Raw genomic sequence first — 24,737 nt, 5'->3', positions numbered from 1 at the left:
GCCGGCGCATCATCGTCGCCACCATGCGCTGCGTGGCCGAGGTGGGCTACTCCAAGGCGACGATTCGCGAGATCGCCCGCACCGCGGAGGTGACCAGCGCCAGCCTGTACAACTACTTTCCCAACAAGTCGGAGTTGATCAAGGCGGCCATCGCGGCCAGAACCGACGTTGCGCTGCCGCGGTTGCGCCAGGCCGCCGCCCGTCCCGGGGACGCCATCGACCGCATCGAAGCGGTGCTCGACGAATCGGGCCAGTTGATGCGGGAATTCCCTGACCTCGCGGCTTTCGAGTTTGCGATCCGGGCCGAAAGCTCCGCGCAGCCTGGTAACGCGGGATTCATGGCGTTTCGCGACATCATCGAACGCATCCTGCAAGGCGCCCCGGCGGGTGCCGTGGAGGCGGTCTATGCGTTGATCTACGGCCTCACCGAACTGGGGGCGTCGCTGCCTCCCGAGGACTACCAGGCGGCGTTGGGCTCGGCGAAGAAGCTGATCAGGGGCACGCTGCTTGGTCCGAGCGGCCGGAATTCCTAGGGGTCGGACGGCCGAAACTGCAACCAGAGCGCTTTTTGGCACAAATTCGCGCGCTGGGCGCAGGCTCGGCGTCGGTTACCCGGCGCATGACCCATTGAAATGATCAATTGATTGATTATATAGTCGGACGCGATGAGGACGATCCCTTGACCGAGACCGTCGGCGTGACGTTCGACGTCGACGCGCTGCGCCAGAAATACGCCGAGGAGCGGGCGCGGCGACTGCGCCCCGACGGGATCGCCCAGTACGTGGAGACGTCGGGCGCCTTCGCCCGATTCGCCGAAGACCCGTGGGTCCAGGGAACGTTCACCCGCGAGCCGCTCACCGACGAGGTGGACGTCGCGGTCATCGGCGCCGGTTTCGGCGGGCTGTTGACGGGCGCGCGACTGCGCGAACTCGGCGTCGAGAGCGTCCGGCTGATCGACCGGGCGGCCGACGTGGGCGGCACCTGGTACTGGAACCGGTATCCGGGCATCGCCTGCGATGTCGAGTCCTACGTGTACATGCCGCTGCTGGAGGAGCTCGGCTACCTTCCCTCGGATAAGTACGCCCGAGGATCGGAGATCTTCGCACACTGCCGGCGCATTGCCGAGCGCTACGACCTGTACCGCGACGCCTGCCTGCGGACCGACGTGCACGAGATACGTTGGGATTCAGGGACTTCCCGCTGGGTCATCCGGACGAACCACGGCGACGAGATGCGGGCCAGGTTCGTCTCCATGGCCAACGGTTACCAGGCCAAGCCCAAGCTGCCCGGGATCGAGGGTCTCGGTCGCTTTCGCGGCAAGGCCTTCCACACCAGCCGGTGGGACTACGGCTACACCGGCGACAGGCTGGAGAACCTGGCCGGACAGCGCGTCGGCATCATCGGCACGGGCGCGACGGCCGTCCAGTGCGTCCCGCACCTCGGCGCGGCGGCGCAGCGCCTGTACGTCTTTCAGCGCACGCCGTCGTCCGTCGACGTGCGAGCCAATCGACCGACGGATGCCCAGTGGGCCAACACATTACGGCCGGGCTGGCAGCGCGAACGCATCCGGAACTTTCAGGTCCTGACGGCCGGGGGGCAGGCCGCGGAAGACCTGGTGGCCGACGCGTGGACGAGCATCACCCGGAAGCTCCCGGTGATGCGCCAGGACGGCGACGGTGCGCCGGGCCCCAACATCGAGCTGGCCGACTTCGCGAAGATGGAGGAGATCCGGGCCCGGGTCGACGAGATCGTGGCCGACCCCGCCACCGCCGAGGCGCTCAAACCCTGGTACGGATACTTCTGCAAGCGGCCCTGCTTCCACGACGACTACCTGCAGACGTTCAACCGCGACAATGTCACCCTGGTCGACACCCACGGCCGCGGGGTGGAACGCATCACCGAGGACGGCGTCGTGGTCGACGGCGTGACGTACGAACTCGATTGCCTCATTTTCGCGACGGGTTTCGAGGTGGGCACCGACTATTGCCGGCGCACCGGGTTCGAGCTGATCGGCCGCGACGGCGTGACGCTGACGGACCGATGGCGCGACGGCGTGCGCACGTTTCAGGGATTGTGCGCCAACGGTTTCCCGAACTGTTTCATCGAGAGCATCGCCCAGGCGGGGCTCACGGTGAACTTCCCTTACCTGCTCGACGTGCAGGCGAGCCACGCCGCGTGGATCATCGCCTGGGCGCTGGCTCGCGGGGTCAGCGAGGTCGAGGCGTCACCCGCCGCCGAGGCCGCCTGGGTCGACATGGTGGTGGCCCGCTCGTCCGCGACCGCCGAGCGGGCGAAGACCTGCACCCCGGGCTATTACAACCGGGAAGGCAAGGCGGACGCGAAGACCCGTCAGGGCAGCTTCTTCATCGGCGCACCGACCGAATACGACGACATCTTGACGGCGTGGCGGACTGCCGGACAGTTGGAAGGGCTCGAGATTCGCGGGGGCGGTCCGTGAAGTACGTCCTCGGCCGAGCCCGGGCCGCGCTGCGGCGTCGGCCCTCGCCGAAGGTGGTGATCATCGGAGCCGGGTTCGGCGGTCTGGGGACCGCCGTGGCGCTGCGCCGCGCGGGCATCGACGACCTGACTATCGTCGAGGCCGACGGCGGCGTCGGGGGCACCTGGCGGCGCAACACCTATCCCGGCGCCGCCTGCGACATCCAGAGTCACCTGTATTCGTTCTCGTTCGCGCCCAACAAGTCCTGGAGCCGCACCTACGCGCGGCAGCCCGAAATCCTGGCCTATCTGGAATCGGTGGCCGACGACTTCGATCTGCGTCGCCACCTGATGCTCGACACCAGGGTCGACACAATCCGCTGGAACGCCGATGCCTGGCAGTGGGACTGCCGCCTGCAACGCGCGGGGCACACCGCCGACCTGTCCGCCGACGTCGTCGTCTGCGCCGTGGGTTTGTTCGGGTCGCTCAAGCTGCCCGATATCGCCGGCCTGAACGACTTCGGCGGCGCGCTCATGCACACCGCGCAGTGGGATCACGGCATCGACTTGACCGGCAAGAAGGTGGCGGTGATCGGCACCGGAGCCAGCGGCGTGCAAGCCGTTCCCGAGCTGTCCGCCATCGCCGACCGCGTGGCGGTGTTCCAGCGCACCCCGCCATGGATGGTCCCCAAGGACGACCGCCCCTACAGCCCAACCGAATTGGCGCAATTCCGGCGCAACCCGCTGGCCACCCGCCGCACGCGTTGGCAGATCTGGAAATTCCAGCACGACAACACCGCCACCTTCGCCGACGACCCCGTCGTCACCGCCCGCACCCAGATAGCCACGTCGTTCCTGGAGCGCACCGTCGCCGACGAGCGACTGCGGCGGGAGCTGACGCCGGACTACCCCTTCCGTTGTAAGCGGGTGCTGCTCGGTGACGACTACTACCGGGCTTTGCAGCAAGACCACGTCGAGCTTGTCACCGACCCCATCGACCACGTCACCGCGACGTCGATTGTCACCAAGGCCGGCCGGCACGTCGACGTCGACGCGATCGTCCTGGCCACCGGATTCGAGACGTCCCGCTACCTGTCGGGCATCGACGTCATCGGGGCCGGGGGACAGCACCTGCACGAGCGGTGGGGGCCCGACCCCAGCGCCTACCTGGGCGTCGCGGTCAGCGGATTCCCGAACTTCTTCATGCTCTACGGTCCCAACACGAACCAGGGCGGCAACTCGATCGTCTACATCCTGGAGGCCGGCGCGCGCCTGGTGGCCAGCGCGGTGAGTCGGGTGGCCCGCCGGGGCGGATACGTCGACGTGCGTCCGGAAGCCGAGAAGCGTTACAACGAACGGCTTTCCGCGGACCTCGAGCGCACCATCTGGACCCAGTGCGACAGTTACTTCCGCTCGCCCACCGGCCGCATCGTCACCCAATGGCCCTACACCGAGCTGGAATACGCCCGCCGCACCTGGCGCCTGCGGCCACGAGACTGGTCGCACCGCTCAGGAGGTGCTCCGGCGCTTGCGGGGCGTCCTCGGAACGTCGATCTTCGCGGCTTCCTCGGTGGCGATCCTGCCGGCCACGTTGTCGACCGCCCTGCGGAACGCCTGCATGCCGAGACCGATTCCCAGGGAACGTAACTGGAGGGTCTTTTCGGCGATCGCGGGCCAGTCGTCGATGGGTAATCCGGCGTGCAGGAACGGCTCCCAGATTTCGTCGCGATAGAGGTCGACGAACGCCTGCATGCTCGCCATCTGGTGATCGGCCATGTGGGCGAGTGCGCCGGCGACCTTGCCCAACGGCAGGCCGGTCGCGACCAGCTTCTCGACGTACGCGAACGTTCTGGTGTCGGTGATGACGAGCAGTTCGTCGTCGAGGACGTCGATCAGCCCGCAGTCCGCCAAGTAGCCCTCCGCGTCGGGGCCGAACTGTTCGGCCAGGTCGACCCGTTTCATCTCCATCGATCCGGTGGGGTTGGCGGGGCTGAGCACTTCGGCGGCCAGCCGCCGTATCTCGGGCGCCGACTCACCGGACTGCTCCAGGATCCGCCGGATGACGTCGAGCGGAAAGCCCTGCAGGCGAAGCGCTTTGATGCGCTCAATGTGTGCGACGTGGCCGTCGTTGTAAATCCCGATCCGACCGCGGCGCTGCGGCGGCGGCACCAGGCCGTTGGTTTGCCACTCGCGGATGTTTCGCGCCGTCATGTCGACGCGGCGCGCGAGCTCGTCGATTGTCATGTCCACGGCGATACCCATTGTCGATTACGGATATTTACGTTACGGTCCTGTACGTAACGATACAGGACGGGTGATCGATGGCGCTCACTGACGGGGTTCGCTTCACCGGCTCGGCGGCGCGCACGCTGGCCGGCGCCGCACTGGCCAACGCCGCGGGCGCCCGCCGGCGCCTGCCGCTCGATGTGGAGATCACCGCCTACGATCCGCTGGATACGGCGACGGCGGCACAGCCACACGAGGCCTATCGCCGATTGCACGCCGGCGCCCGGGTGCAGTACAACCCGAAGCGCAGGGTGTTCGTCCTGAGCCGTTTGGACGATGTGCGGGCGGCCGCCCGCGACGACGCGAAACTGTCCAGTGCCGACGGGCCCATGCTGACCCGGATACGCACGCCGATCCTGGTCTCGCTGGACGGCGAAGCGCACGCCCGGCAGCGGCGTCAGGTCCTGCCGGCCTTCACCAAGGCGGCGCTCGACAGCTGGCGTCCGATCATCGACCGGCTGGCCGCGGAGACGGTCCACGACGTGTTGGCCAACCCGGGTTGCGATGTGGTGCAGCGACTGGCGATCCCGATGCCGGTGCGCCTGATCGCCCAGTTGCTGGGTGTTCCCGACACCGACGTCGACGATTTTCGGCGGTGGTCGGAAGCGTCGGTACAGATCACCGACGTCGACCTCACGGCACGCGGTGCCCGCAAGCTGGCGGGCTCGGTGCGTGGTTCGTGGGCCATGCACCGCTATTTCACGCGGCAGTTCGCCGTCGGCGGGTTGAAGGGCTCCGACACGATCCTGGGCCGGCTGTTGGCGGAGAACGAGGCCGGCTCTTTGCCCGACCGCGAGCTGTTCTATTTCGCGATGCTGCTGCTGTTGGCCGGCAACGAGACCACCACCAATCTCCTCGGCGGCATGTTCGACACGCTGGCCGCCCACCCGGAGCAGTACGACCTGCTACGCGCCGATCCCCACCTGGTGCCGATGGCGGTCGAGGAATTGCTGCGCTATCTGTCACCGGCGCAGAACGTCTATCGCACCGCACTGAGCGACTACCGGGTCGGTGCCACCACGATTCCGGCGGGTGAGCGGATCATGCTGTCGATTGGCGCCGCCAATCGTGATCCGCGGGCGTTCGACGAACCGGACGCGTTCCGAGTGGATCGAAATCCCACTCAGCACATGACCTTTGGGTTCGGCGCGCACCTGTGCATCGGGGCCCAATTGACGCGCATGGAGGCCCAGGCGGTGTTGCGCGAGCTGGTGACGCGGGTCGAACGGATATCCGTGGTCGGTGCAACCCGCTGGTCCACCAACAGTCTGCTGCGGGGACCGACGAGCCTGGCGGTCCGCCTGATTCCCGCGTGATTCAGCTCGCCGGGCTTCCCGCCTTGATGGCCGCGATGACGCCGCCGTCGACGAGCAGGTCGGTGCCGGTGATGAAGGACGCGTCGGGGCCGAGCAGGAACGCGGTGGCCGCGGCGATGTCGTCGGGGGTTCCCAGGCGGCCGGTCGCGGACATGGCGACCATCGCGCGCATGCCCTCACCGACCGGGGACGCCAGTTCCTGCTGCCCCATGGGCGTGGAGATGATGCCCGGGCTGATGGAGTTGATCCGCGCGCCCCGCCGTCCCCACTGCGCGCTGGCGGCGCGGACGCGGATGTGGTTGGCCTGCTTGGCGATTGGATAGGCGAAGTTCGGATCCGTGATGCTGCTGACGAAGTCCAGCTGCAACAGTTCGCCGGGCGGGTGGTGGGCCAGTGCCCTCTCCTGCTCGGGGGGAAGTGGCGGAAACATATGACCGGCCATGCTGGCGATGACGACGCCCGCGCCGCCCGGCGCGACGATTTCGCCGAATTCCTGCAGCACCAGCGCCGTGCCCAGCAGGTCTACGGCCAGGATCGCGGCGGCCGGCGCCTGCGACGGGGACAGGCCCGCGGTGTGTGCCACCTGCGTGACCGCACCCAGGGAAGCCGCGTGTTCGGCAAGCTCGCGCACCGACTCGGGCGACGCGACGTCGACGCTCCGGCTTTCGACGTGATGGCCGTCCGCGGACATCGATTCGCTGACCGATGCCAGCGTCCCCTCGTTGTAATCGGCCAACAGCACCGTCTTGCCGGAACCCAGTCGTCGGGCAATCAATTGCCCCATGCCGCCCACGCCGATAACGGTCAACACTTCGCGAGCCACGGCGCTCCAACCCTAGGACGGTGCTGTCAACCCGCGATGTTAAAGGCCGTGGCCGTCTTCCACGTGATGGGGGTGACCGCTGTGCCGAATCGCCCTCCCGACAAACGGCGCCTGGGCGGTGCTCGCCAGGTAACGGCGGTTGACGATCAGCCCGACGACGGCCACCGCCGTGTACACACCACACAGGACCAGCCGCCCGGGCGTCGAAACGATCGGGAACTGGACGACGAACAACGCCAGCAGCGCGCAGGCCGACGCACGGTGGAAACGCAGCCCGAGGATCAGCGCGACTCCCATCAGGGTTTGCGTGGCGGTCAGCAGAACCTCCTCCACCTGGCGCGAATCGAGCGCGAGGGAGGGCCCGCCGCCGCCGAGGATGTGGGCGACGGGCAACGACCCGATGAGCAGCGTCCACTGGTTGACCTTGGAGGAGATCAGCGTGGCGATCGCCGCCGTGCCTTTGCCACGAGTGGCGAAAATGACCGCGATGATGAACTCGGGCGCTTCCGACGCCAGCGGGGCGAGCCATTGAACGAGCAGGAAGCGATCGATGCCCAGCTCCGTACCGGCCGCGACGAGATTGTCCGCGAACGGCTTGGCGCAGAGCAGGATCACCGCGCCCGACACCAGGAACAGCCCGACGACGGCGGCGCGCCGCGCGCGATCGGGTAGCTCCCCGAGCGCGGCGGCGGTACCGATGAGCTCGGGCTCTTCGACCTCGCCGTGACCGATCTTGTAAAGGTAGAAGCCGAACCAGGCCAGCAGCACCAACCCGAGCGCCACATGGATCTGCCCGGTGGCCGGCATGACGAACGCGACCACGCCGGCGATGAGCAGAAACCCGAGTTCGACGCGATTGGCGGGCTCGAGCGCCACGGCACCGGATTTCGCGGCGGATGTTCGGGAGCCCGTCCTTCGGGCCACGACGATGCTGACCAGCACCACGACGGGCCAGCCCAGCCCCATCAGTAGCCGGTTGGAGCCGGTCATGTTGGCGGCGGCGTACTGGGTGTAATCCGCGTTGTGGCCGGACACGTAAGCGTAGTAGAGGTCGACGGCGTACTCCGGCAGCACCGCCACGAGGGCGAGAACCGCGATCGCCAGGCCGCCGGAGACGTCGATCTGGGCCGCCTCGGCGGCCCACGCCAGCAGGAAGCTGGCCGCCACCACGGCTGCCCCATAAGTCAGCAGTGCGGCGACCGGGTCCAGGTGTACGCCGGCGATCCTGACGAACACCGCTGGGGCGATGAACGCCGCCGTGATCAGGGCCGAGCGCGTCAGCGTCAGCCGCCGCGAGTGTGCCGGCGTCGAGACTGTGCCGGCGGGCCTGTCTGTGGCCAGCATCGTCATCCTTCAACTCAACGGGGGTGGCGATCATGTGAGCGCTTGGACTCGCGGCCGTGGCTTGACCGGCTCGCTCAAACCTACCCGCGGCGCGGCGACCCAGCAACGTGGCGGCTAGGCGAAGGGTTTTGCCGGCGATCCCTATCTTTGCTGGCTGACAGGCGCAATTCCCAAAGTTAGGGTCACCTGATCTATAACTTTGGCAAACCTGCCGGGCGTGGCAACCGCGGAACGTCAACATCCACTACGACGCGCTGCTGAGGTCCGAGGTTCCCGCTCGCCGCCCGGGCCGAGTTAACCCGGGGGACCCATTGCCGCCGCGGCGGCCTGCGCGAAGAGCGCAACGGTCTGGTTGCGGGTCAGCGAACTGGTCAGCTGCTCGGCGGCGCGCATGACGTCGCCGACGAACCACGTCGGGCCGTTCGTGAGGTTGTCGAAAGCCTCGGCGATCACGTCGTCCACGGCGGCGGCCCCCGGTGGTACCTCGTCGAGCGAGCCGATCTGCCCCCGGCTGTGTTCGAGTTCCCTGAGCGCGGGGGTGTCGGTCTTGCCGAGGATGAGGCCCAGGACGTCGACGCCCTTGTCGTGCAGCTCCGCCCACAGCGCCTCGGCGAACACCATGTCGAACGCCTTCGAGGCGCCGTAGGCGACCATGTTGGAGCCGCCGGCCAAACCCGCCCCGGACCCGAAGATGACGATCCCGCCACTGCCTCGCTCGACCATGGCGGGCGCGAAGTGGTGGCACAGCTGCATCGGCACCACGCAGTTGCGTTGCACCATCGCCTCGGCGGCCTCGATCGGGTTGGCCAGGAACGGTTGATAATTCGGGTCGGCGCCGGCGCAGTACACCAGGAACCCGATCTCGAGGTCGCCGGTCGCCGCCGCGATCGCGGATGCCGCCCCCGGCTCCGCGAGATCGAGCGCGATAACGCGGGTTTCGACCGGGATTCGCGAATTGATCTCCGCCGCAACCTGATCCAGCACCGACTGGCGGCGGGCCAGCAGCACCACGTTAACCCCGCGCTCGGCAAGCCCCGCGGCGAATGCGGCGCCCAGCCCGTCGGACGCACCGGCGACCAGCGCCCACGGTCCGTACTTGGTTGCGAAAGTCATGTGTCGCTCCCTTGCGGGCCGAACGTCGTGATGCGGACCTGGGTGAACCGGCGTCGCGCGATGCGCCAACCGCCGGCGGTCCGCACGATCTCGTCGTCGTAGAACCCCCACGCGTTGACACCGGATTGGTTGTCGCCGAACATGATTACCGCGTCGACGTACGTGCGGGCCACGGCGTCGTCGCCGTCGAGCGTGATGGCCTGATTGGACAACCGGTGCAGGGTGTGACCCGCGAGCGCGTGCGTCTTGTCCATGAAGTCGGTGACTTCGTCCACGCCCCGCCAGGTGCCGATCTCGCCGTAGTCCAGCTCGCAATCGTCGGTGAACACGGTGCGGAACAAGGGCCAGTCACGCCGGTCGATCCCGGTGGCGTAGCGCACCAGGAGCTCGCCGATGTCCTGGCGATCGTCTCGTTCGCTCATGCGACGTCTCCGTTCGGGTGAACCACGATGCGCGGCGGACCGTCGGATCTGCGGGCCAGCTCGAGCGCGTCGGGGACTTCGTCGAGTCCGATGATTCTGCCGACGCTCGGCAGCGGGTCCAGCCGTCCGGCCGCGATGGCGTCAAGGGTCCCATACCAGTCCTGCGGGTGTGGCCCGCCGCCGAACTGGATGGTGACACCCTGGCGGGTGGCGGTGGTGACGTCCAGCGTGTCGCCGGTGTACCAACCGCCCGCGCAGTAAATCCTGGTGGACACCTCGGCGGATTCGACGATGTTCTGCAGGAGCCCAGCGGCGCCGACGCACTCGAAAACGACCGCCGGCCCGGGCAATCCACGTTCGGCGCGAACCTCCCGGAAAGCGTCGAACGCGGACTTCCGGGCCGGGTCCACCGCGACGTGAGCGCCGAATTCGATTGCCAGCGCGAGGCGGTCGGGTTTGTAGTCGGCCACCACGATCGGCTCGATGGAGCGGCCGGCCAAAGCGGCGACGGCGGAGAGACCGATCGCGCCCGCGCCGACGACGATCGGGATCTCGCCGGGTTGGAGGCGCGCCGACCTCACGTAGAACTCACCGACGGCGAACGCGTCGGTCAGCGCCACCGCGTCGCTCGCCACGTCACCCGGCACCGGTTTTGCCGCCACCTCCGAAACCACCAGCAGTTCAGCGAAACTCCCCTGCGCATCGGGGTGCTGCCCGATGATGCGCATGCCTCCGGCGCCGCCGTCGACGAGGCGCACGGGCATGGCCGTCACCCGCGAGCCCACGGCGAGCTGATCCGTGCAGCCCGGGCCGTGCCCGATGACCTCGCCGACGAACTCATGACCGAGCACGATGTCGCGGTCCGGGTCGTACAGCGAGCGGCCCGTCGGGTCGTCGACGGCCAGTTCGGGGTGGTCCATGAAGTGCACATCGGACGCACAGATCGCGGTGCTCAGCGTCCGCAACAGCAATTCGCCCGGCCCGGGCGCCGGGTCCGGCGTCTCGCGGACCTGTAACCGCCCGTCCCTCAACACAACCGCGCGCAATGAATCCTCGTATATTATTCTCGAATAATCGATATATGATCTCGAATGCTCGCAGCAACTGTATGAACCCCGCCGCGAAGGAGTCAAGCCATCCGCGGATCGTCGTCGGCACCGACCGCCCGCGTGCTCGACGTTGTCGAGCTGCTGGCGCGGTCCGCACACGCCCGGCTGCGGTTCTCCGACATCGCGCGCGAGCTCGACCTCACCCAGGCGACAGCGCACGCGATCCTCAAGACACTGTGCGACCGCGGCTGGGCCAGCCGCGATCCGGTCGCGAAAACATTCACGCTGGGTCCCGCGCTCGCCGTGGTGGCCGCGCGGACGGACACCGCGCGCCCGCTGGCGCACGCCGCGCGTTCGGCGGCGCTGCGACTCGCCCGCGAGGTCGGCTACGCAGGCTCCGTCGTTGAGCGATTCGGTGACTCGTTGGTGGTCACGGCTTTCGAGGGCGACCCCGCGACGCAGCCGGCGGGCATTCCGGGTGATCGGATCCCCTACGCCCCGCCGTTCGGCGTCGCGCTCGCCGCCTGGGACACTGCGGAGGAACAACGGGCGTGGGTCCGTCGCGGCGCGGGCGACAACGCCGATCGAATCCGGCGTCTCGAACGCGTCTTGGAGCACACCCGGCAACGCGGCTACGACGTCGACTGGACGACCCCGGCGCTGGCGCAGGCCGTCCAGGTCGTCGGCACGCTGGACAGCCACGAGATGCCCACTCCGGTTCGGCACATCCTGGATCAGCTTCTCGTCGAATTCAGCACCATCGGCTTCTTGTCCGACGACAATCCCGGGCGTCGCAAACAACCCGTCGTCACCATCGCCGCACCGGTTTTCGACCATCATGGGGACGCCGCGCTGATGCTGGCGGTGCATCCGCTGTGTCCGCTCAGCGCGCGGCAGATCCGGGTCATCGGAGAAAAGCTCACCACCGAAACGGCGGCGATCGCGAAATCACAGCAGCCCACGGTGGATCGCGCCGTATAGGTTAGCCGTACGGATACGGGGGTGACCGCAGGGTGTTGAGGTGCTGACAAGCGGCGCGGTGGTGTGCGGGTACCGCATCGCGCGGGTGCTGGGCACCGGCGGCATGGGCACGGTGTATCTGGCGGCCGACCCGATCCTGCCGCGCCAGACCGCACTGAAAGTGCTCTCGTCCGAACTGTCGCGTGATCCAGATTTCCGGGCCCGATTCATTCGCGAGGCCGACACGGCGGCGTCGCTCGAGCACCCCCACATCGTGTCGGTCTACAACCGCGGGCAGACCGAGGACGGTCAGCTGTGGATCGCGATGCAATTCGTCGACGGCATCGACGCCGATGCCGCGCTGCGCGACGGGACCATGGCGCCCCAGCGCGCCGTGCACATCATCGGGCAGGTCGCCAAGGCGCTCGACTTCGCCCACGCCCACAACGTGGTGCACCGCGACATCAAACCGGGCAATTTTCTGCTGTCGGGCCCGATCGGCCCCGACGAGCGAGTCCTGTTGGGCGATTTCGGAATAGCCCGCGCCTTCGACGACGTCGGGCTGACGGCGACCGGCTCGGTGATGGCGACGGTCGCCTATGCGGCCCCGGAGGTGTTGTCGGACGCGCCGATCGACGGCCGCGTCGACATCTACTCGCTGGGTTGCGCGTTGTTTCGGCTGCTGACCGGTCAGACGCCCTTCCCGGCCAGCAACGGGGCGGCCGCGGTCATGATGGGTCACCTGTTCAGCCCGCCGCCGCGGGTGACCGACGCCGTGCCGTCGTTGCCCGCGGCGCTGGACCGGGTGATCGCCATCGCGATGGCCAAGGACCCGGGCGCCCGGTTCGGCTCGGCCGGGCAACTCGCCGCCGCCGCGGCGGACGCGCTGCGCGACCCCTCGCGCCGGGCGCCGCTGCCGCCCATACCGAGCGGTCAGGTCGGCCCCTACCCCATCGGGTCCCCGACGCCACCCTGGTGGGAGCACAGCGGGCAGCGAACTCTCTCGCCGGGACCCGGGCCTGCACCACGGCGGCGCCGGCGGGGGTTGATCGGCGGCGCTCTGGCCGCGGTCGTACTGGTCGCCGCCGCAGCCGTCACGGTGCTGGCCTGGCCCGACCGCAGGCCCGCGGGCCCGGGTACCGACCCGGGCGCGGCCCCGTCGGCATCGGCTCAGGGACCACCGGCCACCAACATCACGGCCGCCCAGCTTCGTCCGATCCTGCTGACTGCCGACCAGATCCCGAGCGGCACGAACGGAGGCCCACTGGTCCTCGAGCGTGACGGCTCAACGTTGTCCGACGATTCCGCGACCCTGGACAACCCGCAGTGTGTGGGCGCCTGGGCGCCGGCACAGCAATCGGCGTACGCCGCCAGCGGCTACACCGGCGTAGCCGCCCAGTTCCTTCGGGCGCTGAACGAACCGGAGTCGCAGGACAGCGTGAGCCAGGCCGTCATCGCGTTCCCGGAGGGCAAGGCCGGTGCGTCGCTCGTCACGCAGCGCGGACAGTGGGCCCTGTGCGGCGGCAAGACCATCACGGTGACCCCTCCGGGCGCACCCGCCCAGGTGTGGGAGTTCGCCCAGCCCGGCATCACTTCCGGGGTCGTCGTCCTGGCGGCCACGCTGCGCGGGGGCGACGCCTCCTGTCAGCATGGGATGCAGGTGCGTGGCAACGTCGTCATCGACATTCGGCAATGCCACGCCGGCGGGGGCGCCGACGTCACGGGGCTGGTCACCGCGACGGCCGCCAAAGTGCCCCGGCAATGAGGGAGGCAGTGAGTGCAGTGAGCGCACCGACAACGAGGTTCGTCACGGCCGCGGCGGCGCTGGCCGTCGCCGCGATCGTCGCCTCCTGCTCCGTGGTGACCGGCGGGACCCCAGCGCTCCCGCACTCCTCCGTCCCGACGTCGGCGACCGCGGCGGCACCGACCAACCCGCCCGCGGCGCCGGCGCCCCCGTCCGACGAGGATCAGATCCGTCAGACCGTCATGGCGTTTCAGGACGCGTACAACACCCAGAACTGGGGCGCCTACACCGAACTGATGTGCTCGGCGATGCGAGCCGAATTCACCGGGCCCGTCATGGATTACCTCAAGAAGAGCCGCACCCAGAACGGGCTGACCACCATCAAGATCACCTCGGTCGCGATCAGCGGCGATACCGCCACCGTGGCGATGGACGCGCAGAACGAGGCGCTGGGCGCCGGCTCCGTCAGCCTGCCGCTGAAGCTCGAAGACGGCTGGAAGATCTGCAAACCGTGACAGGCCCAGTGCCGCAGGCGAAACGGGTCGTGGCCGCGGCGCTGCTCGCGGCCGCCCTGGTCGCCTGCCAGCACACCACCGCGGGCTCCGCGTCTCCGGCGCGATCGAACCCGCCCCCCGCGGTGAACCCCTCCTCGCTCGACCCGGGCAAGTACCCGACCGCCCCGTTGCCGCCGCTCGGTGCCGCCGGGTCCGACCAGGCCGGCCGGCTCGTCGAAGGCCGCCGCATGGCCGCCTACGTCGTCGGGCCCTGGCAGGCCGACCCCGCCCTGAGCTCGCCGGGCTCCACCGGCTCGGCGACCATCATCACCGCCTTCGAGCAGCTCTCCAAGGTGGTGTGGACGCCGATCGTCGGTGGCGCCTTCAACCTTCCGTTCGTGGTCGGGTTCTCCTCCGAGCGGCAAACGCCCGGGCCGAATCCGCAACTGTCGCTGCGCAACGCCGTCCTGCGCTTCGCCAACGCCGCCAGCGCGGCCTCGGCCGCCCAGGGCATGCAGGCCAGAGCGATGAGCATGCCCCGCCTGCCCAGCGCCACGCCCATCGTGACCGAGCCCGAGCGGGCCATCCCCGTGCCCGGCCATCCCGACGCCGCCGCGGCGCTGCTGACCTTCCAGGACGGCGCCCAGACGGCGCGCGAGCTGTCGGTGTTCACCGCGCATGGGCCCTACGTGCTCGTCCAAGTCGCGCGCTGCGCCACCGGACCGGACTGCGAAGCGGGGCTGGCCGCCCGCACGATAGACCGCCAGATACCGCTGATCGACACGTTTGCGCCCACCGAGGCCAACCAGTTCGCCGCGCTCCCGCTGGATCCCACCGGTCTCGTCGCCCGTACGCTTCCGCTGCCGGCGGACCAAACCACGCCGATGTCCGGGGCCGCCTACGAGACGGCCGGCGCGCTGCACCTGGAGGACGACCCCGTCCAGGTCGGGGCCGCCCTGACCGCAGCCGGCGTGGACTTCGCGTCCGTCAACCTGGCCACCCTGTACCAGGCCAAGGATCCCGGCAGCGCGCAGGCGCTCGCCGACGCCTACAGTGACATCGCGGCCAAAACGCCTGCGGCGCAAGCCGCTTCGCCGGTGCCGGGCCTTCCCCAGAGCCGCTGCACCCGTGTCGCGGGGTCCAGCGGGCTGGTGCCCCGCTATTGGTGCCTGGCCGGGGCGGGGCGGTACGCCATCAAAACTGTTGCACGCCAGCTTGATAACGCGCAGCACCAATTGGCCGCGCAGTATCGGATCCTGACCGGGTAGGGGCGCTACGTCTCCTGGCGGCCGGGGACTCCCGCGTCGAAGGCGTTGAGCGTGACGGCAACCACGGAGAAGCAGCCCACCAGGAAGACGATCTCGGCGGCCCCTTGCTCGCCGAACCGCGCGACGGCACCTTGATAGGTGGTCTCAGGCAGGACACCGCCTCGGTTGAGCGCGGCCGCCATGTCGAACGCGACGCGTTCGTCGTCGGTCAGGTCGGCGGGGCGCTCACCGGCGGCGATGGTGGCGATCTTGTCGCCGGACAGCCCCGCGCGGCGGGCGAAGTACTCATGCCCGTAGATCTCGTAGCGCGCCCCGAACTTCGCGGCGGTGACCAGAATGACCAATTGATGGACGTTGCCGGGCAGCACGGCGTGCTCCCATAGCGATCTGTTGAGCGCCCAAGCCGGCGAACCGAATTGGGGGAAATGGAGCCAACCGTTGAACGGCCCGATCAGCGCGCCGTCGGCGCGGTATGCCACGAGTTCGCCGAAGCCGCTGTCGATTACGGCACGCATGTCGGCGTACAGGTCTTGCTGTGCGGCGGTCAAACTCGTTGGCGGCAACAGCGGAAGTCGCATAGGGCTGCCTCCTCGCGCGATCGGGGGTGGTTCAGCCCAGTCAATCCGCCGAAGGTCGGCGCGTCCACGACGGGCTTTCGACCAGTGCTAAGTCACGCTTCCTACCGCAGGTAGAGCCACTTAAGCTCATCTCATGGAACTACGGCAGCTGGGCTACTTCGTGGCGGTTGCCGAGGAGTTGCACTTCGGTCGGGCCGCCAAGCGGAAGCATATTTCGGGACCGGCTCTCTCCCAACAGATCATCGCCCTCGAACGCGAGTTGGGGGCCGAGCTGTTCGCGCGCGACCGGCGCAGCGTCCGGCTGACGGAAGCCGGACGCACCCTGCTGCCGGACGCGCGGAGAATATTGGCCCTGGCCGACGACGCCAAGCGTCGACTGCAGCTGGCGGCGGCCGAGAGCGCACCGGTGCGGCTGGGTTATGTCAGCTGGCTGCCCGACGACATCACCAGCTTGCTTGGACCCGAGGTGGCGTTGCGAGTCGACGAATGGGTGCTGCCGTCGCACGCGCAGGCCGACCGCGTGGCGGAGGGCACGCTTGATATCGCGCTGGCGTGGGTGACCGCCGAGCAGGTCAAGCAACGCGGGTTGACGGCGCACCTGCTGCGTGCAGAACCCCTGCAGGCCGTGCTTCCCGGCGTCGGATCACCGGAACCGATTGCCGCGCAACGGGTCAAAGCCCTCGTCGACGCCGACGAGTCGGCATGGTCGTCGTGGAATCGGTTCGCTGAGGAGTTCGCGGCCCACACGGGTGCGCGGATAGTCAGGATCGACGACGGCGGCGTCACCGGTGACGCCTTCTACGCCCACGTGCGCAGGATCGGCGCCCCCGTGCTGGCTTCACCGAAGCGACATACCGCAGTCATTCCACCCAGCCTGGGCCAGCGGCCCGTCGCCGACCCGATACCCCTGTGGACATGGTCGTTGTTGCACCGCCATGACGATGATCGGGCCGGTGTGCGTGGGCTGGTGGACGCGCTGCTGACGACAGCGCGCGGCCGCGGATGGCTCGCCCCTCCCACCGACCGGTGGTGGGCTCCAGCCGACGACCCGCACCGCGACGCCCTCACCTCGGGCGCCGAACTGCGGTAGGAATTCCGGACGAGCACTGGTAAGAGATCGATCCTGGACTTCCATGTCGTTGCGGCGCTTCAGTGGAGGTAACGACGGGAGAACGAAACCCCATGGCACATAACTATGTTGTCGACGAGCTTGCCGGCTTCGTCGTCGGCGCCCGGCAGGACGACCTGAGCGGACAACCGCGAGCCTTGCTGAAACGCAACGTGCTGGACAGCGTCGCCTGCGCCGTCGGCTCGCTGGACGGTGAGCTGATCGCCACGATTCGCGAACACGCCGACCAGTTCAGCGGCGTCCCCACCGCGACGCTCGTCGGGGGTGGCCGGGCCTCAGTCGATCAGGCGGCGTTCTTCAACGCGGTCCTGGTGCGCTACCCAGATCTGCTCGACACCTATCTGACGGTTGGGGGACTGTGCCATCCCGCCGACAACTTCGGTGCGATCCTGGCGGTGGCCGAGCACGTCAACGCCGCCGGTGCGGATTTCCTGCTGGCGCTCGCGGTCGCCTACGAGATCCAGTGCCGGTTCAGCGCCCAGGTTCCCGTGATGGCGCGCGGGCTCAATCACGCACTGCAACTGTCGATGTCGGTCGCGGCGGGATCGGCCAGACTGTTGGGGCTCGACGCCGAGCAAACCGCCAACGCGATTGCCGCTGCCACCGCTGACAACGTGTCACTCGCGGCCGTGCATGCCGAACCGGTCTCGAACTGGAAGGGCATCTCGCCGGCGATCACCGGCATGCGAGCGGTGTACACGACGATGTTGGCCGGCCGGGGTGTCACCGGGCCCAGGGCGCTGTTCGAAGGCCCGCACGGCCTGGTGCAACTCTTCGATCAGCCGATTGACTTCCACACCGCAGACCGGACGCTCGCCTGCGTCGAGCAGACCTACCTCAAGCAGTATTGCTCACTTATCCACGGGCAGGCCATCATTGACGCGGTCTTGGCGATCCGCGGCGACAACGGGCTGCGCGGCGAAGACGTCGAGCGGGTGAGGCTCGAGGTGTTCCAGGGCGCCTATGACTTCGCCGGCGGGGGAGCGTACGGCGGGAAGGACCACCCGCTGACCAAGGAGCAGGCCGACTACAACCTGAAATACCTGAGCGCGGTGGCGCTGCTCGACGGGGGCGTCGGTCCCGGACAGATCGAGTCGGAACGCCTGTTGCGCGGCGACGTTCAGGACCTGCTGGCCCGGGTCGACGTCAAGGCCGCGCCCGACCTGACCGCGGCCTACCCCCAACGCACCGCGGCCCGCGTGCACGTGCTCACGCGCGATGGGCGGGAATTCAGCCGCGAGCAGAGCGATTACGAGGGATCGCCCACCCGGCCCATGTCCTGGGAGCGCGTCGTCGACAAGTTCCGATGGCTGGCCGAACCCTTCTGCACAGAAGCGCTGTGCGACGACATCGTCGCCGCGATCGACCACCTGGACGAGATACCCGCCGCCGAGTTGGCCGCCCTGCTCGGCGCGGTCAGCCCCACCGCCCGGCGGCCGCGCCGCACGCCGCGCTTTTGACGGCCCGCTTCGCGCGCCCCCTTGCATCGGTCGCTATCGGCATTCAATGATCTGCCATGGCCAAAGATCGCGACAAGAACCGATGGGAACTGGTCACCTGCGCCGTGGCGGGCCACGTGACCTACGCGCCGGACGAGGAAGCGCTCGCCGACCGGCTCAGCGGCACCACCGGGCTGGGCGAGGTCTGGCGCTGCCTGCGGTGCGCCGAATTCACCGTCGGTGAACCACACGGGCGGGGTCGCGCCGAGGACGCGCCGATGATCATGCGGGGCAAGGCCTTACGCCAGGCCATCATCATCCGCGCGCTCGCGGTGGAACGGCTGTTTCGCGCGGTGGTGATCGCGCTGGCGGCGTACGCCGTGTGGAAATTCCGCGGCGCGCGCGGAGCCATCCAGGCCACCCTGGACCGCGACCTGCCGATCTTTCGCGCGGCGGGCTTCAAGGTCGATCAGATGACGATCGTGCACGAGCTGGAGAAGGCGCTCGCCGCCAAGCCGTCCACGCTGGCCCTGCTGACCGCGATGCTGGTCGTCTACGCGCTGATCGAGGTCATCGAGGGCGTCGGCCTCTGGTTGCTGAAGCGCTGGGGTGAGTACTTTGCGGTGATCGCGACCTCGGTCTTTTTGCCATTGGAAATCCACGACCTGGCCAAGGGCATCACGATGACTCGTGTGGTCACCCTCACCATCAACGTGGCCGCCGTGATCTACCTGCTGGTATCCAAACGGCTGTTCGGCCTGCGGGGTGGCCGCAAGGCCTACGACGAGGAGCGCCACGGCGAGCAGCTCCTCGACGTCGAGCGCGCCGCGGCCGCTACGTAGAACGGAGAGCCGGATGGGTACGTACGCGATCAGCGGATCCGCGTCAGGGATGGGCCGCGAAACCGCGCAGCGGCTGCGGTCCGAGGGACACACCGTGATCGGCGTCGACGTCAAAGACGCCGACGTCGTCGCCGACCTGTCGACGCCGCAGGGCCGCACCGCGGCCGCCGACGGCGTGCTGGCGGCCTGCGGTGGCAGCATCGACGGCGCCGTGCTGGCCGCCGGGCTGGGCCCGAGCCCAGGGCGGGATCGCCCCCGCCTGATCGCTCAGGTCAACTATTTCGGCGTGGTCGAACTGCTGACCGCCCTGCGCCCCGCACTGGCGGCGGCCGACGGCGCCAAAGTCGTCGTCGTCTCCAGCAATTCCACGACGACGGTGCCGGCGGTGCCCCGGCGGACCGTGCGAGCGCTGCTGGCGCACGACGCCGACAAGGCGCTGCGGTCCGTGCGGCCCTTCGGCCCGGCCGCGCCGACGATGATGTACGCGGCCTCGAAGATCGCCGTCGCCCGCTGGGTGCGGCGGCGCGCGGTGCTGCCCGAGTGGGCCGGTTGCGGGGTGCGGCTCAACGCCATCGCCCCGGGCGCCATCATGACCCCGTTGCTCGAGGAGCAGCTGGCCGACCCGAGACAGGCCAAGGCCGTCAGGTCCTTCCCGGTCCCGGTTGGCGGCTTCGGCGACGCCCGGCAGCTGGCCGACTGGATGTGCTTCATGCTGTCGGACTCCGCCGATTTTCTTTGCGGCAGCGTCATATTCGTCGATGGCGGGACCGACGCATACTTTCGCGCCGACGACTGGCCGAAGCCGGTTCCGGTGCGCCGGCTGGTCGGCTATCTTCGCCGGTTCAAGCGCAAGGTGTGACGCGCCAGACACCGCAGCACCGATGTGGGTGACGCCACAAGATGCCGTTTCGTGACGTTTACCGCGGCGCGGCGCGCCCGTAAAACGGCCGGGGTGCAATTCAATGAGTCGGCGAACTGGCCGAACGGACAAGGGATTTTCAACCGTGTCAACACTGCAGGACCGAACCGGTCCGCGCCCAACCAACCGCGACGTGGTCGCCCCGATCGCGGCACGTGCGTGCGACGCCCTACAGGCCGTGCTCAAAGGCGCTCGACGCCAAGGCGCTTCGGCGCCCCGGATCATGCCCAGGGGCGTCGAGCGCTGCTGACGGCCCGCGCGGCCGGACGCTACCCGCGCGCCGGGCGCCGGGCCGTGCCGTCGCGTTCGCGCCGCCGGGCCCGGGAAGCCCGCAGGTTGGCGGCGTTACCGCACGTCTTCACGTCATGCCACACCCCGCTGTTGTTCTTCGAGCGGTCGTAGAACGTCGACGCGCAGTGTGGGTTGTGGCATCGCTTGATCCGCCGCCAGGTGCCGTCCTGCTGGCTGAGCAAAACCTCTCCCCACAGCGCCGACGCCAGCCAGCGCCACCCCGCGCCGGCGGGCTCGAGCCGCACCTCGCCCGTAGCCGACAGCCGTAGGGACGCCGCGATCGGAACCGAGCCGCGCCCCGTCGGCGGTTCCCCGGCGACCAGCCGGGCGATCGTCTCGCGCAGCGCCCGAAGCTTGGACAGGTCCGCGTCATTCAGCGGCGGTGGCTGCGCTTCCAGCCCGCGCGCGGCTGACCACGCCCGCACCGCGCCGGCCACCCAGCCGTCCGCGAGCGCGCCGTCGGACAACAGGTCCGGCCCGTATCCCTCGATGCCCGCCGTGTTGAGGAAGTCCTGCACGAGGGCGAGGCCGCCGGGGGCGGGGGCGAGCTGGTACCGCTGTGACGCAGACCGTGGCATAGACATAATCAAAATCTACTTGATTATGTCGCTACCGTCAACTACGGTGACAGATGCAAAGCAGTTTCACTTACGTCAAGGAGTCATCATCATGGTCAACATCAAGGGGTCGACGGTCGTCGTCACCGGCGGACAGCGCGGGCTCGGCAAGGCCATCGTGGCCGAGTTGCTGCGCCGGGGCGCGACCAAGGTCTACGCCACGGCGCGGTCGCCCAAGCCCAGCGAGGACCCGCGGGTGGTCAGCATAGCGCTGGACGTCACGAACCCGGATTCGGTTGCCGCGCTGGCCGTTACGGCGACCGACGCGGACATTGTGATCAACAATGCCGGCATCATCGGTGCGCACAGTCTGCTCGGCAGCGACATCGAGGAGGTGCGGGCGGTGTTCGAGACGAACTACTTCGGCGCGCTGCGGATCGCCAAGGCGTTCGCGCCGATCCTGGCCGACAACGGCGGCGGGGCGCTGGTCGACATCGCGTCGATCCTGTCCTGGGTGGCCGGCTTCGGCGGCTACGGCGATTCGAAGGCGGCGTTGTGGGCGGCGACCAACTCGTTGCGCATCGAGCTGGAAAAGCAGGGCACCCAGGTCACCGGCGTTCACCTGAGCTTCACCGAGACCGAGATGACCTCCGGTTTCGACGTGCCCAAGAACGACCCGCGTGAGGTGGCGCGGCAGATCGCCGACGGCATCGAGCGGGGCGACGCCGAGGTGCTGGCCGATGACGACACCCGATACATGAAGGCGGCGTTGTCCGGACCGGTCGAGGCGCTCCGGGCGGGGTAACGGGACCGGCTGACGTCAAATGGCCTGTCCGAAGGCAGATCCCCGTCTTCTGACGGTGGGTCAAGCAGGCCGTGGGGGCCTCACCCAAAAATGGGCTTGCTGCACTTCGGACAGGCCACCGGGTGAACCCGGCACCACCACCATCGCAGCCGGCCTGGCGGGGCTTCGACGGTCGAAGGTCCCCAACGGGCTCGCCGAAAGTCACATCCGCACCGCCCCGGCGCGCGTGTTTGGATAGCGGCATGGAACCGGAACGCATCGTGAGCGCCACCCGTGTGATCTCGGCTAGCGCCGAGCGGATTTTCGAACTGATCGCCGATCCCGCACAGCAGCCGAGCTGGGACGGCAACAACAACCTCGCCTCGTCGGCTCCGGGGCAGCGCGTCCGGCAGGTGGGTGACGTCTTCAAGACGACGCTGACCAACGGCGCCGTGCGGGAGAACCACGTGGTGGAGTTCATCGAGGGCAGCACGATCGCGTGGCGACCGGCGGAACCGAAAAAGCTGCCGCCAGGCCACCTCTGGCGCTGGGAACTCCACCCGATCAACGCCACCCTCACCAGCGTGACGCACACCTACGACTGGACGGCGCTGACCGACAGCACCCGCTTCGAGAGGGCCGGCTCGACGACACCCGAGATGCTGCGCGAGTCGATCGACCGGCTCGCCACGCTCGCCCAGGCGAGCGCGGGCTGATTTGGCCCCGCCCGAGCGGACTCAGCCGTTCTTGCCGCGCACCCACTGAAAGGTGCCGTAGTTCTTGACGCGCACGCTGGCGAACCCGTTGCTTTCCAGGATGTCGCCGATTTCGTCGTCGTCGAACACATGCGCCCCGACGTTCGGCAGTTTTTCCCACAACCGGGCGGCCCGCCCGACGGTGGGAACCATGATGGCCAGCCGCCCGCCCGGGCGCAGCACCCGCGCCATCTCGGCGAGGGCGGCCGCGGGATCCGGAACCAGCTGCAGCACGGCGGTTGAGATCACAGCGTCAACGGTGTTGTCGCGCAGCGGAAGTCGTTGCGCGTCGGCCCTGATGAAGCCAACCTGCGGGCCCGCCTCGTTGCGCACCGCGCGGGCGAGCATGGGCTCGGAGATGTCGACACCCAGGGCCAGCCCCTCGGGGCCGGCGGCGCGTGCCAGCGACGCGGTGACGTTGCCCGGACCCGAGCCGACGTCCAGCGCGACGCCGCCCTGCGGGATGTTCAGCCACTCGAGGGGCAACGCCCACGCGCTGATCAGCCGGCGCGACAGGGCCTGGGCGTTGTCATACAACATCGACCCGATCGGTGAGGCCCATGCCGCCTGGATCGGGCCGGTGTTCTTGGGGACGGTGTCCGCCTCGGCTGATGCCGCGCCGAGCAGATCCAGGTAGCCCTTGCTGACGTCCGGATCCGCCGGCGGGTCGGCAAGCAGCTCGAGCGCTCGACGCAGCGCGGGCGGCAGCGAGACGTGCACGTCGGTCACGCGTACTCCTTCGGTCAAATAGCTTGCGGCGAGCCGGGACCCAGCCTAGCCGCTACCGCCTGACGGCGGCGCGCTCGCGCAGCAGGGCGTGCAGGCGCCAGTGACCCGGAACGCCCTTGAGCGCGCTGTCGCCGCGGTCGGCGAACCGGTGGTGCGAGCCGGTGACGATGTCGCGCACGGTCGAGGAGACCAGCACCTCGCTGGCTTCGGCGAGCGCCGCCACCCGCGCACCGATGTGCACGGCCATGCCCGCAATGTCGTTCTTCAAGGCGCCGCGCACCTCGACTTCGCCGGCGTGAATGCCCACCCGCACCTCGATGCCCAGCACCCGCACCGCATCGACGATGTCGTCGGCGCAGGCGAGCGCGGCGCTCGGGCTGGAGAACGTGGCGACGAATCCGTCGCCCGCGGTGTTGACTTCCTTCCCACCGAACCGCTGCAGCTCGTGGCGAATGATGGTGTCGTGGTTGTCCAGCAGGTCGCGCCACCGGCCGTCGCCGAGTTCCGCCGCCCGCTCGGTCGAGCCGACGATGTCTGTGAACACGATTGTGGTCAGCAGGCGTTCGGCATCGGAACCACCCCGCATGCCGGTGATGAACTCTTCGATCTCGTCGAGCATCGGCCCGGTGTTGCCCACCCAGTACAGGGTGTCTGCGCCCGGTAGCTCCACGAAGCGCGACCCGGTGATGTTCTCGGCGAGGTACCGGCCGTTCGCGATCGGCGTGAAGTCGGACTCGGCGCGGTGCAGGATCAGCGTCGGTGCGGCGATCCTCGGCAGCGTGTCGCGGACGTCGGCGTGCCGGATGCTGAGGATCATGGCGCGCGCCATGCTGGGCGAGGCGGCGCGGTTGCCCGCGGCGTCCCACCAGGCGCGGAAGGCATCGTCGCGGGCGACGCTGGGAGCGATCATGCCGAGCATGTCGAAGCCCTGGTCGACCGCGTCCGGGTCGATCGCGACGGTCGTGTACGGGTCGAGGTCCTCGACCTTGGCGCCCATCGGATAGTCGGGGGCGTACAGGGTGCGGGCCGCGCCGTTGATGATGACCAGGCTGCTCACCCGTTCGGGGTACTCGGCCGCGAGCGTGAGCCCGGTCATCGAGGTGAAGCTCGGGGCCACGACCGTGGCCCGCTCGCATCCGACGGCGTTCATGACCGAGACGACGTCCTTCGCCCAGAACGTCGGCCCGATCACGTCGGTCGAGGGGACGCGGGAGGACAGCCCGATGCCGCGCTGATCCAGCCGGATCACCCGGGCGAACGACGCCAGTCGCCGGTGAAAGCGGTACATCGACGGCTCGGCGTCGACGGAGTCGATCGGAATCGACGGCCCGGGCAGCAGCACCAGGTCGATCGGTCCATCGCCGAACACCTGGTAGGCGATGTCCGTCTCACCGCAACTGGCGTATCGGGTGCGTGGTGTGCCAGAAAACCCAGCCACGGCTATCAGGCTAATTCAGGG

General features: G+C 68.8%; 23 protein-coding genes and 1 pseudogene. 14 read left to right on the top strand and 10 right to left on the bottom strand.

Translation table 11 applies throughout. The features are described 5' to 3' along the window. The 3 genes from A5673_RS14130 to A5673_RS14120 form a co-directional block, all read left to right on the top strand. A partial coding sequence (locus A5673_RS14130; RefSeq protein ID WP_068233086.1) for a TetR/AcrR family transcriptional regulator occupies positions 1-533 on the top strand: 533 nt, incomplete at its 5' end. 146 nt (positions 534-679) lie between these two features. Beyond that, positions 680-2,458 carry an NAD(P)/FAD-dependent oxidoreductase gene (locus tag A5673_RS14125; protein ID WP_068233083.1) on the top strand — a complete coding sequence of 593 codons (1,779 nt, stop codon included), beginning with the start codon at positions 680-682 and terminating at the stop codon, positions 2,456-2,458. Further along, on the top strand, positions 2,455-4,083 hold the full coding sequence (locus tag A5673_RS14120; RefSeq protein WP_369806483.1) for a flavin-containing monooxygenase: 1,629 nt from the start codon (positions 2,455-2,457) through the stop codon (positions 4,081-4,083). The genes A5673_RS14125 and A5673_RS14120 overlap by 4 nt, the downstream gene beginning before the upstream one ends. Positions 4,084-4,488: 405 nt before the next feature. Here the strand turns inward: A5673_RS14120 and A5673_RS30340 are convergent. Then, positions 4,489-4,680: pseudogene (locus A5673_RS30340) on the bottom strand (helix-turn-helix domain-containing protein); the annotation flags it as partial. 77 nt (positions 4,681-4,757) lie between these two features. Here A5673_RS30340 and A5673_RS14110 point away from each other — a divergent pair. After that, positions 4,758-6,038 (top strand): cytochrome P450, encoded by a 1,281-nt coding sequence (locus A5673_RS14110; RefSeq protein WP_082958725.1) that lies wholly within the window; start codon positions 4,758-4,760, stop codon positions 6,036-6,038. 1 nt (position 6,039) lies between these two features. Here A5673_RS14110 and A5673_RS14105 read toward each other — a convergent pair whose 3' ends face one another. The 5 genes from A5673_RS14105 to A5673_RS14085 all read right to left on the bottom strand — a co-directional run bounded on the left by A5673_RS14105 (position 6,040) and on the right by A5673_RS14085 (position 10,786). After that, a complete protein-coding gene (locus A5673_RS14105) occupies positions 6,040-6,861 on the bottom strand; it encodes an SDR family oxidoreductase (RefSeq protein WP_068233080.1) in 822 nt (273 codons plus the stop codon). A gap of 39 nt (positions 6,862-6,900) precedes the next feature. Then, the gene (locus tag A5673_RS14100; protein ID WP_068233077.1) at positions 6,901-8,211 is read right to left on the bottom strand and encodes a sodium:proton exchanger; all 1,311 of its coding nucleotides are present in this window, start codon (positions 8,209-8,211) and stop codon (positions 6,901-6,903) included. Between the two features lie 288 nt (positions 8,212-8,499). Then, complete coding sequence (locus tag A5673_RS14095) at positions 8,500-9,318, bottom strand: SDR family NAD(P)-dependent oxidoreductase (protein WP_068233074.1); 819 nt, start codon at positions 9,316-9,318, stop codon at positions 8,500-8,502. Further along, positions 9,315-9,740, bottom strand: a complete 426-nt coding sequence (locus tag A5673_RS14090) for a nuclear transport factor 2 family protein (protein ID WP_068233071.1) — start codon at positions 9,738-9,740, stop codon at positions 9,315-9,317. Before A5673_RS14090 ends, A5673_RS14095 begins: the two co-directional genes overlap by 4 nt. Beyond that, positions 9,737-10,786 carry a zinc-binding dehydrogenase gene (locus tag A5673_RS14085; RefSeq protein ID WP_068233068.1) on the bottom strand — a complete coding sequence of 350 codons (1,050 nt, stop codon included), beginning with the start codon at positions 10,784-10,786 and terminating at the stop codon, positions 9,737-9,739. Before A5673_RS14085 ends, A5673_RS14090 begins: the two co-directional genes overlap by 4 nt. 123 nt (positions 10,787-10,909) lie before the next feature. Between A5673_RS14085 and A5673_RS14080 the strand changes: the two genes are divergently transcribed. The 4 genes from A5673_RS14080 to A5673_RS14065 are packed head-to-tail and all read left to right on the top strand — an operon-like array spanning position 10,910 to position 15,255. Further along, entirely contained in the window at positions 10,910-11,770 is an 861-nt protein-coding gene (locus A5673_RS14080) for a helix-turn-helix domain-containing protein (protein ID WP_068233066.1), read from the top strand. A gap of 40 nt (positions 11,771-11,810) precedes the next feature. After that, positions 11,811-13,514, top strand: coding sequence for a serine/threonine-protein kinase PknH/PknJ (locus A5673_RS14075; protein WP_082958724.1), 1,704 nt, complete (start codon positions 11,811-11,813; stop codon positions 13,512-13,514). 8 nt (positions 13,515-13,522) lie between these two features. Next, on the top strand, positions 13,523-14,008 hold the full coding sequence (locus tag A5673_RS14070; protein WP_197518377.1) for a nuclear transport factor 2 family protein: 486 nt from the start codon (positions 13,523-13,525) through the stop codon (positions 14,006-14,008). After that, positions 14,005-15,255 (top strand): hypothetical protein, encoded by a 1,251-nt coding sequence (locus A5673_RS14065; RefSeq protein ID WP_156748202.1) that lies wholly within the window; start codon positions 14,005-14,007, stop codon positions 15,253-15,255. Before A5673_RS14070 ends, A5673_RS14065 begins: the two co-directional genes overlap by 4 nt. Positions 15,256-15,260: 5 nt before the next feature. Here the strand turns inward: A5673_RS14065 and A5673_RS14060 are convergent, their stop codons facing one another. Beyond that, a complete protein-coding gene (locus A5673_RS14060) occupies positions 15,261-15,833 on the bottom strand; it encodes a carboxymuconolactone decarboxylase family protein (protein WP_068233057.1) in 573 nt (190 codons plus the stop codon). A gap of 133 nt (positions 15,834-15,966) precedes the next feature. On the opposite strand from A5673_RS14060, the gene A5673_RS14055 reads away from it, so the two are divergent. The 4 genes from A5673_RS14055 (at position 15,967) to A5673_RS14040 (ending at position 20,102) form a co-directional block, all read left to right on the top strand. Then, the gene (locus tag A5673_RS14055) at positions 15,967-16,923 is read left to right on the top strand and encodes a LysR family transcriptional regulator (RefSeq protein WP_068233054.1); all 957 of its coding nucleotides are present in this window, start codon (positions 15,967-15,969) and stop codon (positions 16,921-16,923) included. Between the two features lie 92 nt (positions 16,924-17,015). Continuing rightward, positions 17,016-18,422 carry an MmgE/PrpD family protein gene (locus tag A5673_RS14050; protein ID WP_068233051.1) on the top strand — a complete coding sequence of 469 codons (1,407 nt, stop codon included), beginning with the start codon at positions 17,016-17,018 and terminating at the stop codon, positions 18,420-18,422. A gap of 56 nt (positions 18,423-18,478) precedes the next feature. After that, a complete protein-coding gene (locus A5673_RS14045) occupies positions 18,479-19,243 on the top strand; it encodes a DUF2127 domain-containing protein (protein WP_068233049.1) in 765 nt (254 codons plus the stop codon). A 13-nt stretch (positions 19,244-19,256) separates the two neighbouring features. Then, positions 19,257-20,102: an SDR family oxidoreductase gene (locus tag A5673_RS14040; protein ID WP_068233046.1), complete on the top strand. Its 846-nt coding sequence runs from the start codon at positions 19,257-19,259 to the stop codon at positions 20,100-20,102. Between the two features lie 329 nt (positions 20,103-20,431). Here the strand turns inward: A5673_RS14040 and A5673_RS14035 are convergent, their stop codons facing one another. Continuing rightward, entirely contained in the window at positions 20,432-21,031 is a 600-nt protein-coding gene (locus tag A5673_RS14035; protein WP_068233043.1) for a CGNR zinc finger domain-containing protein, read from the bottom strand. A gap of 91 nt (positions 21,032-21,122) precedes the next feature. Between A5673_RS14035 and A5673_RS14030 the strand changes: the two genes are divergently transcribed. Both A5673_RS14030 and A5673_RS14025 read left to right on the top strand, forming a co-directional pair. Next, a complete protein-coding gene (locus A5673_RS14030; RefSeq protein WP_068233040.1) occupies positions 21,123-21,815 on the top strand; it encodes an SDR family oxidoreductase in 693 nt (230 codons plus the stop codon). 242 nt (positions 21,816-22,057) lie between these two features. Continuing rightward, positions 22,058-22,510 (top strand): SRPBCC family protein, encoded by a 453-nt coding sequence (locus A5673_RS14025; protein WP_068233037.1) that lies wholly within the window; start codon positions 22,058-22,060, stop codon positions 22,508-22,510. 21 nt (positions 22,511-22,531) lie between these two features. Here the strand turns inward: A5673_RS14025 and A5673_RS14020 are convergent, their stop codons facing one another. After that, complete coding sequence (locus A5673_RS14020; protein WP_068233033.1) at positions 22,532-23,278, bottom strand: methyltransferase domain-containing protein; 747 nt, start codon at positions 23,276-23,278, stop codon at positions 22,532-22,534. Positions 23,279-23,330: 52 nt separating this feature from the next. Continuing rightward, positions 23,331-24,716, bottom strand: coding sequence for an adenylate/guanylate cyclase domain-containing protein (locus A5673_RS14015; protein ID WP_068233029.1), 1,386 nt, complete (start codon positions 24,714-24,716; stop codon positions 23,331-23,333). Between the last annotated feature and the right edge of the window lie 21 nt (positions 24,717-24,737).

The sequence above is a fragment of the Mycobacterium sp. E3198 genome, from assembly GCF_001667015.1.
GTDB lineage: Bacteria > Actinomycetota > Actinomycetes > Mycobacteriales > Mycobacteriaceae > Mycobacterium.
This window is presented reverse-complemented; position numbering and strand designations above follow the sequence as displayed.

Coding starts and splice junctions, on each gene's coding strand:
- A5673_RS14110 (WP_082958725.1), top strand. CDS start 4,758: ATGGCGCTCACTGACGGGGTTCGCTTCACCGGCTCGGCGGCGCGCACG.
- A5673_RS14100 (WP_068233077.1), bottom strand. CDS start 8,211: ATGACGATGCTGGCCACAGACAGGCCCGCCGGCACAGTCTCGACGCCG.
- A5673_RS14095 (WP_068233074.1), bottom strand. CDS start 9,318: ATGACTTTCGCAACCAAGTACGGACCGTGGGCGCTGGTCGCCGGTGCG.
- A5673_RS14090 (WP_068233071.1), bottom strand. CDS start 9,740: ATGAGCGAACGAGACGATCGCCAGGACATCGGCGAGCTCCTGGTGCGC.
- A5673_RS14060 (WP_068233057.1), bottom strand. CDS start 15,833: ATGCGACTTCCGCTGTTGCCGCCAACGAGTTTGACCGCCGCACAGCAA.
- A5673_RS14055 (WP_068233054.1), top strand. CDS start 15,967: ATGGAACTACGGCAGCTGGGCTACTTCGTGGCGGTTGCCGAGGAGTTG.
- A5673_RS14050 (WP_068233051.1), top strand. CDS start 17,016: ATGGCACATAACTATGTTGTCGACGAGCTTGCCGGCTTCGTCGTCGGC.
- A5673_RS14045 (WP_068233049.1), top strand. CDS start 18,479: ATGGCCAAAGATCGCGACAAGAACCGATGGGAACTGGTCACCTGCGCC.
- A5673_RS14040 (WP_068233046.1), top strand. CDS start 19,257: ATGGGTACGTACGCGATCAGCGGATCCGCGTCAGGGATGGGCCGCGAA.
- A5673_RS14035 (WP_068233043.1), bottom strand. CDS start 21,031: ATGCCACGGTCTGCGTCACAGCGGTACCAGCTCGCCCCCGCCCCCGGC.
- A5673_RS14030 (WP_068233040.1), top strand. CDS start 21,123: ATGGTCAACATCAAGGGGTCGACGGTCGTCGTCACCGGCGGACAGCGC.
- A5673_RS14025 (WP_068233037.1), top strand. CDS start 22,058: ATGGAACCGGAACGCATCGTGAGCGCCACCCGTGTGATCTCGGCTAGC.